The sequence below is a fragment of the Roseateles sp. L2-2 genome (assembly GCF_050613215.1).
Classification (GTDB): domain Bacteria; phylum Pseudomonadota; class Gammaproteobacteria; order Burkholderiales; family Burkholderiaceae_C; genus Roseateles; species Roseateles noduli.
On record NZ_CP192509.1, the window covers coordinates 4840865 to 4853171 of the forward strand.

The following is a 12307-nucleotide window of genomic DNA, read 5'->3' on the forward strand; positions in this document are numbered from 1 at the left end:
GAGGCGCTTGTTGCGCGGATGCCGGCAATTGTTCGGCGCCCTCTCGAAGCGCGTGTTGACGCAAGTCAAGCTTGCGCGTCGTCCTCGAGGATTCGTTGACCTTCCCGGTCCAGCGACTCCAGTTGGCCGTCCTGCACCGCCCAGCCGAAGACGGCCAGCACCAGCAGGACCAGCACGACCGACAGCGGGATCAGCAGATAGAGGATGTCCATGGGTCGGCGTCCTTCAAGCGTCCGACGGTCGCGCGACCGCCTCACGACCGAGCCGCGCGGCGTTGGCGACGACAAGCAGCGAACTCGTCGCCATGCCCAGCCCGGCGGCCCACGGCGGCAGCCAGCCGACCAGCGCCATCGGCACGCACACGGCGTTGTAGAGCGCCGACCACGCCAGGTTCTGGCGCACGACGCGGCGTGTGCGTCTGGCCAGACGCAGTGCGGCCGTGATCGCGTCGAGGCGGTCCGAGGTCAGCACCGCGTCGGCGCGCGCCTTCGCGAGATCGGCGCCCTGCCCCATCGCGACCGACACCTGCGCCCGCGCGAGCACAGGCGCATCGTTGATGCCGTCGCCGATCATCAGCACGTGATGGCCGCGCGCCTGCAGCGCAGTCACGTGCTGGAGCTTGTCCTCCGGTCGGGCGCCGCCGTGCCAGTGCGCGATGCCGGCTGCCTTCGCGGCGGCTTCGACACGTGCGAGTGCGTCGCCCGAGAGCAATTCGACGGCGAGGTCCATGGCGCGCCATGCGGCGATCGCCGCAGGCGCGCCCTCGCGGAGGTGCTCGTCGACGTGCCAGGCAATGCGGACGACGCCTTCGCAAGTCAGGACGATCTGGGCGTCGGACGAGTCCGGCGGCGCGCCCGCCAAGCGGCCTTTCATTCGGCCCGTCGCGAGGCCCGTCGCGAGGCCCGTCGCGCGGCCTGAATCGGCGGCCCAAGACGACGACCCGAGGCGCCAATGCCGCCCGTGAGCATCGCGGCCTTCCAGGCCCCGACCGCTGAACTCCTCGATCGTCCACCCGTCCTTGGCGCCGGGCGGGGCGGGCAACGCCGCTGCGAGGGCTCTCGACAATGGATGAAGCGAGCCGGCAGCCAGCACCGCTGCCGCCGCCATCGCGTCCTCATCCCAGGGATCGGCACCCGCTTGCGGCGCGTCGACTCGCACGGGGCGCAGTCGCGGCGCGGGATCGGTCAGCGTGCCGGTCTTGTCCATGACGATCCGGTCGACATCGGCCAGCGATTCGATCGCGTCGAGCCGGGACAGCAACAGCCCGCGCCGCGCGAGCGCGCCCGCCGCGGCCACCCAGGCCGCCGGCGCCGCCAGCGACAACGCGCAGGGGCAGGTCACGATCAGCACCGACACGGCCACGGCCACGGCCCGCGACGGATCGACGAACTGCCAGGCAAGCGCGGCCGCACCGGCCAGCACGAGGACCCCGGCGAGGAACCAGCCGGCCACGCGGTCCGCCGTGCGCAGCGTCGTCGGCCGATCCTGGAACGCCTGGGCCATCAACTGCCGGATGCCCGCGAGGCGGGTCTGTTCGCCGACCTGTCGCACGCACAGCGTGAGCACACCGGAGAGATTGAGGCTGCCCGCGAGCACGACATCGCCCGGCGCTTTCCAGACCGGTCGCGATTCGCCGGTCAACAGCGACTCGTCGGCGGCGCCGACGCCGGACTCGACGATCGCATCGGCCGGCATGCGCTGCCCCGCCGCGACGCGCACCCGATCGCCGATCGCCAACGCCTCGATCGCGACGCGTTCGACGGCGCCATCCGCGCGCACCCGTTCGACCTCGTCGGGCAGCGCCTCCGCGGCCTGCTCGACCGCCGCCGCGGCCCGATGCCGCGAGCGCAGCTCCAGATACCGCGCGCCGAGCAGGAAGGTCACGAACATCGTGATCGAGTCGAAATAGACCTCGTGCCCGAACGGTCCGCCGGGATCCAGCGTCGCGCCGCTCCCGGCCACGAAGGCCACGCCGAGTCCGAGCGCCACCGGCACGTCCATGCCGAGGCGCCGCCCGCGCAATTGCGTGAACGCTGCGCGGAAGAACGGCCCCGCAGCCAGCAGCATCACCGGCAGCGTCAGCACCCACTGGCCCCAGCGCAGCAACGCAGCCTGATCAGGCGCCAGTTCGCCCGGTTCGGCCACGTAGGACGGCCACGCCAGCATCATCACCTGCATCATCAGGAAGCCGGCGACGAACAGCCGCCAGAGCGCCTGACGATGCTCGCGCCGGCGCAGGTCGCGAGCCGGCCCTGCGAGGTCGGGAACGAAGTCGTAGCCCGCCGGCGCGAGCGCCTGCCGCAGCTCGTCGAGCGTCACGCGCTCCGGCCACCAGTCCAGCACCAGCGTCTGGGTCGACGGATGGACGTCGGCCGACTTCACGCCCCGTTGCGCGTGCAGCAGGGACTCGACCAGACCGGCGCAGGTCGCGCAGTGCAGCCCGGACAACCGGAACCGCGCACGCGTCAGCGCACCGTCGGGAGCGGGGCGATTGGCGCGTCGGGCATCGGCGCCCAGGGCACCGGCGGACACCGTGGCGGCTGGGGCGGGCAACATGGCCGTGATAATCCGCCAAACCTTGAGGTGACAACATGCTCAATATCAAACACGCGGCATCCTCCGTCGTTCTTTCGACCGTCCTCTCGATCGCCACCCTGACGGCGGCCGGCCCGGCGGCGGCGCAGCAGATTCCCCAGACCGGCCTGCCGGTCGTCGAGCTCGGCGCCGGCATGCACCTGATCCACGCCGAGGTCGCCCGCACCGACGAGCAGCGCGCCATCGGCCTGATGGCCCGCAAGGAGATGGCCCAGAACGCCGGGATGATCTTCATCTTCGAGCAGCCGTCGCAGCAATGCTTCTGGATGCGCAACACGCTGATCCCGCTGTCGGCGGCCTTCGTCGGCGACGACGGCACCATCGTCAACATCGTCGAGATGCAGCCGCTGTCCGACGTCTCGCACTGCTCGACCAAGCCGGTGCGCTACGTGCTCGAGATGAACAAGGGCTGGTTCGACAAGCGCGGCCTGAAGGCCGGCGCGAAGCTGCGCGGTGGACCCTGGCCCAAGTGATCGCGCGGCCGGCCTGCGGGCCGGCTTCCGCGACCGACACTGCAGAGAGTCGACCGCTGAAATGACAACGGCCCGGGAAGCGATTCCCGGGCCGTTCCTTCATCGGCACCCGCTGACGCGGGCACCGGTGGATCAGTTGCCGAAGTTGGCCTGGGCGAAGTCCCAGTTCAGCAGGCTCTTCAGGAAGGTCTCCACGAACTTCGGACGCGCGTTGCGGTAGTCGATGTAATAGGCGTGTTCCCACACGTCGATGGTCAGCAGCGCGGTGTCGCCGGTCGTCAGCGGGGTGCCGGCGGCGCCCATGTTGACGATGTCGACGGTGCCGTCGGCCTTCTTCACCAGCCAGGTCCAGCCGGAACCGAAGTTGCCCACGGCGCTCTTCTGGAAGGCTTCCTTGAAGGCGTCGACGCTGCCCCACTTGGCGTTGATGGCGTCGGCCAGCTTGCCGGTCGGCGCGCCGCCGCCGTTGGGCTTCATGCAGGACCAGAAGAAGGTGTGGTTCCAGATCTGCGCGGCGTTGTTGTAGATGCCGCCGCTGGAGGTCTTGACGATCTCTTCCAGCGTCTTGTTCTCGAACTCGGTGCCCTTCTGCAGGTTGTTCAGGTTGTCCACGTAGGCCTTGTGGTGCTTGCCGTGGTGGTACTCCAGCGTCTCGGCGCTGATGTGCGGCTCCAGCGCCTTCTTGTCGTACGGCAGCTCGGGCAGGACGTGTTCCATGAGGGACTCCTAATCGGTGGTTGATGGGACGGGATGTCGCGAGGGATTGTAGGCAGCGGATCCATGCCCTTGTCACGAGCACGCATACCGCGCCAGGGGAGGCGCAGGGCGCCCTTCAGACGTCCCGGCGAACGACGCGCCCGACCTTCATTTCAGCTTCACCGTCGGCAAGGACGGCGCGCAAGTCCTGACCCTCGCGCAGTTGGTCCACCGAACTCAGCGCCTGCCCCTGGCCGTCGTCCAGCCAGGCGTAGCCGCGGGCCAGCACCTGACGCGGATCGAGCGCCTGCAGGCGGGCTTCCAGCGCGTCCAGCCGGTGCGCGCCGCGCTGCGCCTGCTGAGGCAGCGCGCGGTCGAGCCGCTGCGCCAGGTGTTTCAGCCGCTGGGTTTCCATCGCCGCCGCGCGCGGGGGAATCTGATTCAGGCGCTGTTCGAGATGCCGCAGCCGCTGCGACTCCATGGCCACCGTTCTGGGCGTCACCTGGCCGAGCCGCTGCGACAGCAGGTCCAGCCGGCGCCTCTGTCTCGCCAGGGCATCGCCCGGTCTGGCGAGGCGCAAGGCCAGACGGTCGAGCCGCTGCGCGGACGCATCCAGACGCTGCTCCACCCGGCGCACCAGCTGGCGCTCCAGCGCCTCCAGCGTCTCCAGGCACTGCTGGCGGGAGACCGTGGCCAGCTCCGCCGCCGCCGTCGGCGTCGGGGCGCGCAGGTCGGCGGCAAGGTCGGCCAGGGTGATGTCGGTCTCATGCCCGACGCCGCAGATCACCGGCAGCGGGGATTCGGCCACCGCCTGGACGACGCGTTCGTCGTTGAAGGCCCACAGGTCCTCCAGCGAGCCCCCGCCGCGCACCAGCAGCAGCACCTCCGCGTCGGCCCGTTCGTTGGCCGTGGCCAGTGCGCGAACGATCGCCGCCGGTGCCTCGTTGCCCTGGACCAGGGTCGGATAGATGAAGACCCGCGCGTGCGGCGCTCTTCGTCTCAGCGCGGTCAGCACGTCCTGGAGCGCCGCCGCGCCGGTGGAGGTGATCACGCCGATCCGCCGCGCGTAGGGCGGCGGTTGGCGCTTGCGATCCGCGTCGAAGTAGCCGAGCGACTCCAGCTTGGCCTTCAGACGCAAGAACTGTTCGTAAAGCGCCCCTTCGCCGGAGCGCCGCATCGCCTCGACGATGAACTGCAGCTCCCCGCGCGGTCCATAGAGATCGAGCCGGCCGCGCAGCTCCACTGTCATGCCGTCCCTGGGCGCGAAGTCCACCAGGGACGCCGCGCGCCGGAACATCGCGCATCGCAGCATCGCCGGCTGGCCTTCCGCGTCCTTCAGGCTGAAGTAGCAGTGCCCGCTGGCCGCGCGCGTGAAGCCGGAGAGCTCGCCCTGCACCGTGATGACGGGGAATCTGGCCTGCAATGCGTCGGAAAGGGCCGTCAACAGGGCCGCCACCCCCCAGACCATGCGTGGCGATGCGGGTTTGGAGGCGTCAATCATGCGCAAACCCAACGCTGGCGCGGGTCCGGAACTCCACAGCCGCGTCAATGCTGGCTCCGCGGGCCATATTGGCCGTCATGCCCGCGTCACAGATCGATAAGCGCTTGTTTTTCAAAAGCTTTTTCCTGCCTTTTTTTGGAGCAGCCTAATCCTTGCCGTCTGGCGACGGGCCCTGGCGCGGTTCCGAGACCAGTTGCCCACAAAGTTATCCACAGGAACGGTGGATGTTTGTAAGGGCTTGTGATGAGGGTCCGGAGTGGTCGGCAGGGACCCTGCGGGGCGCCATAATGCGCCGCCGGGCCGGAGATGCCCGTACGGAGGGAAAGCCTTGTTTTCGATCATACAAGCCGCCGGCTGGCCGATCTGGCCCTTGCTGCTGTGTTCCGTCGTGGCCCTGGCGCTGATCATCGAGCGCGTGGTCAGCCTGCGCGCCGCGCGTGTCGCGCCGCCCAGCCTGATCGAGGAAGTGCTGGGCGTGACCCAGCTGCAGATCCCGAGCGGCGAAGTCGTCGGCAAGCTGGCCGAGAACTCGCTGCTGGGTCAGGTCCTGGCCGCGGGCCTGCGCACGTCGCAGTCCGATCCGCGCGCCGGGGAGACCCGTCTGCGCCAGTCCTTCGAGCTGGCCGGCCGCCATGCGATCCACCAGATGGAGCGCTACCTCAACACGCTGGGCACGATCGCCGCGGCCGCCCCGCTGCTGGGCCTGCTGGGCACCGTGGTCGGCATGATCGAGATCTTCGGCAGCCAGAGCCCCGGCCCCGGCGGCAACAACCCCGCCCTGCTGGCGCACGGCATCTCGATCGCGCTGTACAACACCGCCTTCGGCCTGGTCGTCGCCATCCCGTCGCTGATGTTCTACCGCTACTTCCGCGGTCGCATCGAGTCCTATGTCGTCGACATGGAACAGGCGAGTGAACGGCTGCTGACGCACCTCGTGAACCGCGCGATGCCCTCGGGCATGAACGGCGGCCCGGCCACCGTGCCGCCGCCGGTCGCGTCGCCCGCCCAGGGGAAGGCCAAGGCATGAAGTTCCGCCGTCGCCAGGGCGAGGAACCGGAGATCAACCTGATCCCGTTCATCGACGTGCTGCTCGTCGTGCTCATCTTCCTGATGCTGTCGACGACGTACTCGAAGTTCACCGAGCTCCAGCTCACGCTGCCCACCGCCGACGCCCAGCAGCTCAAGGAGCGGCCGGCGGAGATCATCGTGGCGATCTCGGCGGACGGCCGCTACTCGATCGACCGCAACGCCGTCGAGGGCCGCAGCGTGGACCTGCTGACCGCCGCGCTGCAGCAGTCGGCGCAGGGCAAGCAGGAACCGGTGGTGATCATCTCCGCCGACGCGGCCACGCCGCACCAGGCGGTGGTCAACGCGATGGACGCGGCGCGGCGCGCCAACCTCACGCGACTGACCTTCGCCGCCAACAAGCCGCAATGAGCGGGGCCGAGCCCACCGCGGTGGCTCGGACCTGGTCAAGGGTCCGGACATGAGCCGGTCCACCGCCCTGGAAGAGCGGCTGCAACGCGCCTGGCGCGACGACGACCGCCTCGCCCACCTGCTGCGGCCGCTGGCCGCGCTGCACGGCGCGGTGCTGCGGCTGCGCGTGGCGCTGTACCGCTTCGGCCTGAAGAAGGCCGGGACGCTGCCCGTGCCGGTGATCGTCGTCGGCAACTGGGTCGTCGGCGGCGCCGGCAAGACCCCCACGACGCTCGCCCTGCTGGACACGCTCCGGCGCCTGGACATCCGCGCCGGCGTGATCTCCCGCGGCTACGGCCGCCCGGATGACTCGCAGGTCCGCGTGATCGCCGACGGCGACCGCGCCGAGGACGTCGGCGACGAACCCCTCCTGATCAAGCTGCGCGCCGGCGTGCCGGTGGCGGTCGGGCGCGACCGGATCGCGGCGGCGCGCGCGCTGCTGGAGGCCCACCCCGGGATCCAGGTGCTGGTCTCCGACGACGGCCTGCAGCACTGGCGGCTGCCGCGGCAGCTCAGCGTGCTCGTGTTCGACGAACGCGGCCTCGGCAATGGCCGGCTCCTGCCCGCAGGACCGCTGCGCCAGGCGAGGGCCCTGCCGCCGCCGCCGGGCTCCTCGGCGGACACGCTGGTGCTCTACAGCACCGGTCGACCGAGCACCGCCCTGCCCGGCTACGTCGGCACCCGGCAACTGGCCGGCGCCGTCGCGCTGGCCGACTGGTGGCGCGGCGAACCCGGCCGACTGGAGCGGCTGCATGCGCTGCGCGGCAAGCCGCTGCTGGCCGCGGCCGGGCTGGCGCGGCCGCAACGCTTCTTCGACATGCTCGGCGAGCAGGGATTGAACTTCCGCGCGCTCGCACTGCCCGACCACGCCACGCTGGATCCCTTGCCCTGGGCCCGCACCGACGAGGTCGTCATCACCGAGAAGGACGCCGTCAAGTTGCGTCCGGAGGCGCTGCAAGGCTGCCGCATCTGGGTGGTGGCGCTAGACTTCCGCCCCGAACCCGCTTTTGAAGAGGCGCTGCAGCGCGAGCTGCGGCGGCTGCTCCCCCATGGACCATCGACTGATTGAGATGCTGGTGTGCCCCGTCTGCAAGGGCCCGCTGGACGACCGCCGCAATGCCCCGGACTCCGGCCTGCCGGACCGCGAACTGCTGTGCCCGGCGGACCGGCTGGCCTTCCCGATCCGCGACGGCATTCCGATCATGCTGGCCAACGAGGCCCGCTCCACCGACGGCGAAGGCGACACCGCGTGAGCAGCGCCTTCCACATCGTCATCCCGGCCCGGCTGGCGTCGACGCGCCTGCCCAACAAGCCGCTGGCCGACATCGCCGGCGCGCCCATGATCGTGCAGGTGGCGCGACGCGCGGCGCTGGCCGGCGCGGCGCAGGTCGTCGTGGCGACCGATGCCGTCGAGGTGAAGGCGGCCTGCGAGGCCCACGGCATCCGCGCCCTGATGACGCGCGCCGACCACGCCAGCGGCAGCGATCGCCTGGCGGAGGCCGTCGAACAGCTCGCTCTGCCGGACGACGCGCTGATCGTGAATGTCCAGGGCGACGAGCCGCTGATCGCGCCTGAGATGATCCGCGCCTGCGCCGGCCTGCTGGCCGCGAAGCCGCAATGCGCGATGGCCACGGTCGCGCACGCCATCGACGACGACGCCGAGTTCGCGAATCCGAACGTCGTCAAGCTCGTCACCGACGCCCAGGGCCTGGCGCTGTACTTCTCCCGCGCCCCCATCCCGTGGTGGCGCGACGCGCCCGGCGGCGGCGCCCGCGTGAAGCCCGAGGCCGTGCTGCGACACGTCGGGCTGTATGCCTACCGCGCCGGCTTCCTGCGTCGTTTCCCGACGCTGGCGGTCTCGCCGCTGGAGCAGATCGAGGCGCTCGAGCAGTTGCGCGTGCTGTGGCACGGCGAACGCATCGCGGTGCATGTCAGCGACGAGCGACCGGGCCCGGGCGTGGACACGCCCGAGGACCTCGAACGCGTCAGAAAGCTGATGACAAGCTGAATCGCGGCCCGGCCCGGCAGGGTTACACCGCAGTTCATTCGCCTGCCGCGTCAGCGGACCGTAGGCCAGCGCGTGCTATTCTCGCCCGCAGTTTTCGAGGGCGCGTCGGCCCATGCGACGCGCCCTCTCCCTATATCGAGGAGACCCATGCGACTGATTCTTCTGGGCGCCCCCGGCGCCGGCAAAGGCACTCAGGCCTCTTTCATCTGCAACAAGTTCGGCATCCCGCAGATCTCGACCGGCGACATGCTGCGCGCCGCGGTCAAGGCCGGCACCGAACTCGGCATCGCCGCCAAGAAGGTGATGGACGCGGGCGGCCTGGTCAGCGATGAACTCATCATCAACCTGGTCAAGGAACGCATCGCGCAGCCCGATTGCGCCAAGGGTTTCCTGTTCGACGGCTTCCCCCGCACCATCCCGCAGGCCGACGCCATGAAGGCCGCCGGCGTGAAGCTGGACTACGTGCTCGAGATCGACGTGCCGGACAGCGCCATCGTCGAACGCATGAGCGGTCGTCGCGTGCACACGGGCTCGGGCCGCACGTACCACACCAAGTTCAATCCGCCCAAGGTCGAGGGCAAGGACGACGTCACCGGCGAGGACCTGATCCTGCGCGACGACGACAAGGAAGAGACCGTCAAGAAGCGCCTGGAGGTCTATCAGGCGCAGACGCGTCCGCTGGTGGACTACTACTCCAGCTGGGCCGCCAGCGGCGACGCACAGGCGCCTCAGTACCGCCGCATCGAAGGCATCGGCACGGTCGACGAGATCACCGGCCGCGCCCTCGCCGCGCTGAGCTGAGCCCACCCCGACCCAGGACAATGGCGGCCCGCGTGGCCGCCATTTTTTCATCGACAATTGACGTTTACGTCAACGGCAACCAACAACTCGGAAGGAGACATCCATGGACATCGCGAACAAGGTCTTCATCGTCACCGGCGGCGCCTCTGGCCTCGGCGAAGGCACGGCCCGCATGCTGGCGCGCGAAGGCGCGACGGTCGTCATCGCCGACCTGCAGGTCGAGCGCGGCGAGGCGCTCGCCAAGGAGCTGAACGGCGCCTTCGTGAAGTGCGACGTCAGCCAGGAGGCCGATGCCCAGGCCGCCGTCGCCAAGGCGGTCTCGCTGGGCAAGCTGATGGGTCTGGTGAACTGCGCCGGCATCGCGCCGGCCGCCAAGACCGTCGGCAAGGACGGCGCGCACGCGTTGGCGACCTTCTCGAAGGTGATCACGGTGAATCTGGTCGGCAGCTTCAACATGATCCGCCTCGCCGCGGAGGCCATGAGCAAGAACGAGCCGGAAGCCACCGGCGAGCGCGGCGTGCTGATCTCGACGGCCTCGGTGGCTGCCTACGACGGCCAGATGGGCCAGGCCGCCTATGCGGCCTCCAAGGGCGGCGTCGTCGGCATGACGCTTCCCATTGCGCGAGACCTGGCGCGCAACGGCATCCGCAACATGACGATCGCCCCCGGCATCTTCGGCACGCCGATGCTGTTCGGCATGCCGCAGGAGGTGCAGGACGCGCTGGCCGCCAGCGTGCCCTTCCCCTCGCGTCTGGGCCGCCCGGAGGACTACGCCAAGCTGGTCTACCAGATCGTCACCAACGACATGCTCAATGGCGAGGTGATCCGCCTGGACGGCGCGATCCGCATGGCGCCGAAGTAAGCCGACACGAGGCCGCGACATCGCGGCCGCTCGGCACCAAGGAAAAGGCCTCCCGGCGCGAGCCGGGAGGCCTTTTCGTCGATCGCGCCGATCACGACCCGGCGGACCGGGTCGTGACGAAGGGGCTCAGTGCTTCGCGCTGCGCGCGTACACGCTCCACAGGCCGGCCAGGTCGGCCGAACCGTCGGTGCCCTTGACGGTGCGCCACGTGGCTTGCGCCTTGGCCTTGTCGCCGCCCAGGAACTGCGCCAGACCCAGGTAGAGCTTGGCGTCGTCCGGGCGCTTCAGGTTGCCCTTGGCGATGCCCTCTTCCATCAGCTTGATGCCGGCGGCGGCCTCGCCGCGCTGCACCTGGGCGAAGCCGACCTTCACCAGCTCGTCGCCTTCACGGGCGCCGCGGGCGGCCTTCTCGGCCTCGGCCGCACCGGCCTTGGCTTCGGCGATGCGCTTGTCCAGCAGATCGGCCAGGCGCTTCGGACGGGCGTTGTCGTCGGTCGGCTTCAGGACGCCGGCGGCGAAGCCCTTGTCCAGCACCTTCTTGCCTTCTTCCGGATAACCGGCGGCACCGGCAAGCTGGGCCAGCTCCATGTAGTCGTTGGCACCGGTCATGTTCTCGGTGACCAGGCGCAGACGCAGCACGTCGACCTGGTAACGGCCGGCGGCGAAGCCCTTCTTGGCCTGCAGCGTGCCCAGGGATTGCGCCCACAGCTGCTTGGTCGGGTAGTAGTTCAGCAGCTTCTGGATCAGCACCGACTCGGTACCGCCGTCGCCCTTCTTGTTGGCCGCCCACAGCGCCGTGTTCAGCTTGTCCTGCGACGGCGTGCGTCCGGCCTTCTCGTCGGCGGAGATGTCGGCCAGCGTGTCCTTGAGGATCGTGGTGACGTCGCCCGAACGCAGCTGGGCCGCGGCCTGGACCTGCTTCATCGCCGGGCTGTTGCCGCCGGCGGCGTTGTACTTGTTGACCCACTCCAGCGCCTTGGCGCCGTTGCCGGCGCGCAGGTAGGTGCCGGCGATGGCTTCCATCGTCGGCAGCTTGTTGGCGGCCGGCAGCTTGCCGGCGGCGGTCAGCGCGTCATAGGCCTTGACCATGCCGTCGGCATCGCCCAGGCGCGAGGCGGCGGACAGGCGCAGGCCTTCCAGCGTCGCGTTCTCGTCCGCGTTGCGGCCGGGCACGGCCTCGGCTTCGCGGATCTTGCCCATGGCTTCCTGCGCCTTGCCCGCCTTCAGCAGGTCGGAGGCGGCCTTCAGGGCGCCGCCGACTTGCGGACGCACCTGGGCGGCGGCCTGGGACAGGACGCTCAGGCTGCCTTCAGGCGTGGAGCCCAGCACCAGCGCGGCGGCGCCGACAGCGGCGGTTGCCAGCAGTTTGAATTTCATTTGCTTGCTCTCCAAAGAAGAAAAACGCGCCGCCCTTTCGGGCAGGCGCGTTCTGGTCAGACACCGATCAGGCGGTCATCCGGCTCAGTTCAGGAACTGCTCGTTCCCGACCATCGCCATTTTCTTGACGCCCAGGCGCTGCGCCGATGCCATCACATTGGCCACGTAGCCGTACTCGGCCAGCTTGTTCGGCTTGATGTGCACTTCCGGCTGGTCCGGCATCGCGGCGACCTCGGTCATCTTGGCCTCCAGCGCCGCGTGGTTCGGCACCGCGGCGCCGTCCCAGAACACCGTGCCGTCGAAGTCGATCGCCACTTCGTGGACGACCGGCTCGTTGGGCGGCGGGTTGTTGTTCGGCGGCGGCATGTCCAGGTTGACCGAGTGCAGCTGGATCGGGATGGTGATGATCAGCATCACCAGCAGCACCAGCATCACGTCGATCAGCGGCGTCGTGTTGACGTCCAGCATGGTTTCCGGCTCGTCACTGCCGCTGGAGCTTCCAACGTTCATACCCATGT

Annotated in this window: 14 protein-coding genes; 8 read left to right on the plus strand and 6 right to left on the minus strand. The window is 69.6% G+C overall.

The features are described from left to right. Positions 1–65: 65 nt before the first annotated feature. Together ccoS and ACQZ13_RS21560 are read right to left on the minus strand one after the other, a co-directional pair. The gene (gene ccoS / locus ACQZ13_RS21555; RefSeq protein WP_067269376.1) at positions 66–212 is read right to left on the minus strand and encodes a cbb3-type cytochrome oxidase assembly protein CcoS; all 147 of its coding nucleotides are present in this window, start codon (positions 210–212) and stop codon (positions 66–68) included. A gap of 13 nt (positions 213–225) precedes the next feature. Beyond that, a complete protein-coding gene (locus tag ACQZ13_RS21560; RefSeq protein ID WP_431048004.1) occupies positions 226–2556 on the minus strand; it encodes a heavy metal translocating P-type ATPase in 2331 nt (776 codons plus the stop codon). 35 nt (positions 2557–2591) lie between these two features. Between ACQZ13_RS21560 and ACQZ13_RS21565 the strand changes: the two genes are divergently transcribed. Continuing rightward, entirely contained in the window at positions 2592–3068 is a 477-nt protein-coding gene (locus ACQZ13_RS21565; protein ID WP_431048006.1) for a DUF192 domain-containing protein, read from the plus strand. A 132-nt stretch (positions 3069–3200) separates the two neighbouring features. On the opposite strand, the gene ACQZ13_RS21570 is transcribed toward ACQZ13_RS21565, so the two are convergent. After that, positions 3201–3785 carry a superoxide dismutase gene (locus ACQZ13_RS21570; protein ID WP_431048008.1) on the minus strand — a complete coding sequence of 195 codons (585 nt, stop codon included), beginning with the start codon at positions 3783–3785 and terminating at the stop codon, positions 3201–3203. A 115-nt stretch (positions 3786–3900) separates the two neighbouring features. Further along, positions 3901–5265 carry an exodeoxyribonuclease VII large subunit gene (gene xseA / locus ACQZ13_RS21575; RefSeq protein ID WP_431048011.1) on the minus strand — a complete coding sequence of 455 codons (1365 nt, stop codon included), beginning with the start codon at positions 5263–5265 and terminating at the stop codon, positions 3901–3903. A 328-nt stretch (positions 5266–5593) separates the two neighbouring features. On the opposite strand from xseA, the gene ACQZ13_RS21580 reads away from it, so the two are divergent. The 7 genes from ACQZ13_RS21580 (at position 5594) to ACQZ13_RS21610 (ending at position 10412) form a co-directional block, all read left to right on the plus strand. Further along, positions 5594–6292, plus strand: coding sequence for a MotA/TolQ/ExbB proton channel family protein (locus ACQZ13_RS21580; protein WP_088405205.1), 699 nt, complete (start codon positions 5594–5596; stop codon positions 6290–6292). Further along, positions 6289–6702, plus strand: a complete 414-nt coding sequence (locus ACQZ13_RS21585; RefSeq protein ID WP_088405204.1) for an ExbD/TolR family protein — start codon at positions 6289–6291, stop codon at positions 6700–6702. Before ACQZ13_RS21580 ends, ACQZ13_RS21585 begins: the two co-directional genes overlap by 4 nt. A 49-nt stretch (positions 6703–6751) precedes the next feature. Then, positions 6752–7810, plus strand: coding sequence for a tetraacyldisaccharide 4'-kinase (lpxK, locus tag ACQZ13_RS21590; protein ID WP_431048014.1), 1059 nt, complete (start codon positions 6752–6754; stop codon positions 7808–7810). Further along, positions 7791–7994, plus strand: a complete 204-nt coding sequence (locus tag ACQZ13_RS21595; protein WP_431048016.1) for a Trm112 family protein — start codon at positions 7791–7793, stop codon at positions 7992–7994. Before lpxK ends, ACQZ13_RS21595 begins: the two co-directional genes overlap by 20 nt. Further along, on the plus strand, positions 7991–8749 hold the full coding sequence (gene kdsB, locus ACQZ13_RS21600; protein ID WP_431048018.1) for a 3-deoxy-manno-octulosonate cytidylyltransferase: 759 nt from the start codon (positions 7991–7993) through the stop codon (positions 8747–8749). The genes ACQZ13_RS21595 and kdsB overlap by 4 nt, the downstream gene beginning before the upstream one ends. Before the next feature lie 147 nt (positions 8750–8896). Continuing rightward, a complete protein-coding gene (adk, locus tag ACQZ13_RS21605) occupies positions 8897–9550 on the plus strand; it encodes an adenylate kinase (protein WP_088405200.1) in 654 nt (217 codons plus the stop codon). Between the two features lie 103 nt (positions 9551–9653). After that, entirely contained in the window at positions 9654–10412 is a 759-nt protein-coding gene (locus tag ACQZ13_RS21610; protein WP_431048020.1) for a 3-hydroxyacyl-CoA dehydrogenase, read from the plus strand. 126 nt (positions 10413–10538) lie between these two features. On the opposite strand, the gene ACQZ13_RS21615 is transcribed toward ACQZ13_RS21610, so the two are convergent. Both ACQZ13_RS21615 and ACQZ13_RS21620 read right to left on the minus strand, forming a co-directional pair. After that, on the minus strand, positions 10539–11789 hold the full coding sequence (locus tag ACQZ13_RS21615) for a hypothetical protein (RefSeq protein ID WP_431048021.1): 1251 nt from the start codon (positions 11787–11789) through the stop codon (positions 10539–10541). 84 nt (positions 11790–11873) lie between these two features. After that, positions 11874–12305 (minus strand): ExbD/TolR family protein, encoded by a 432-nt coding sequence (locus ACQZ13_RS21620; RefSeq protein ID WP_197507166.1) that lies wholly within the window; start codon positions 12303–12305, stop codon positions 11874–11876. Positions 12306–12307: the final 2 nt, after the last annotated feature.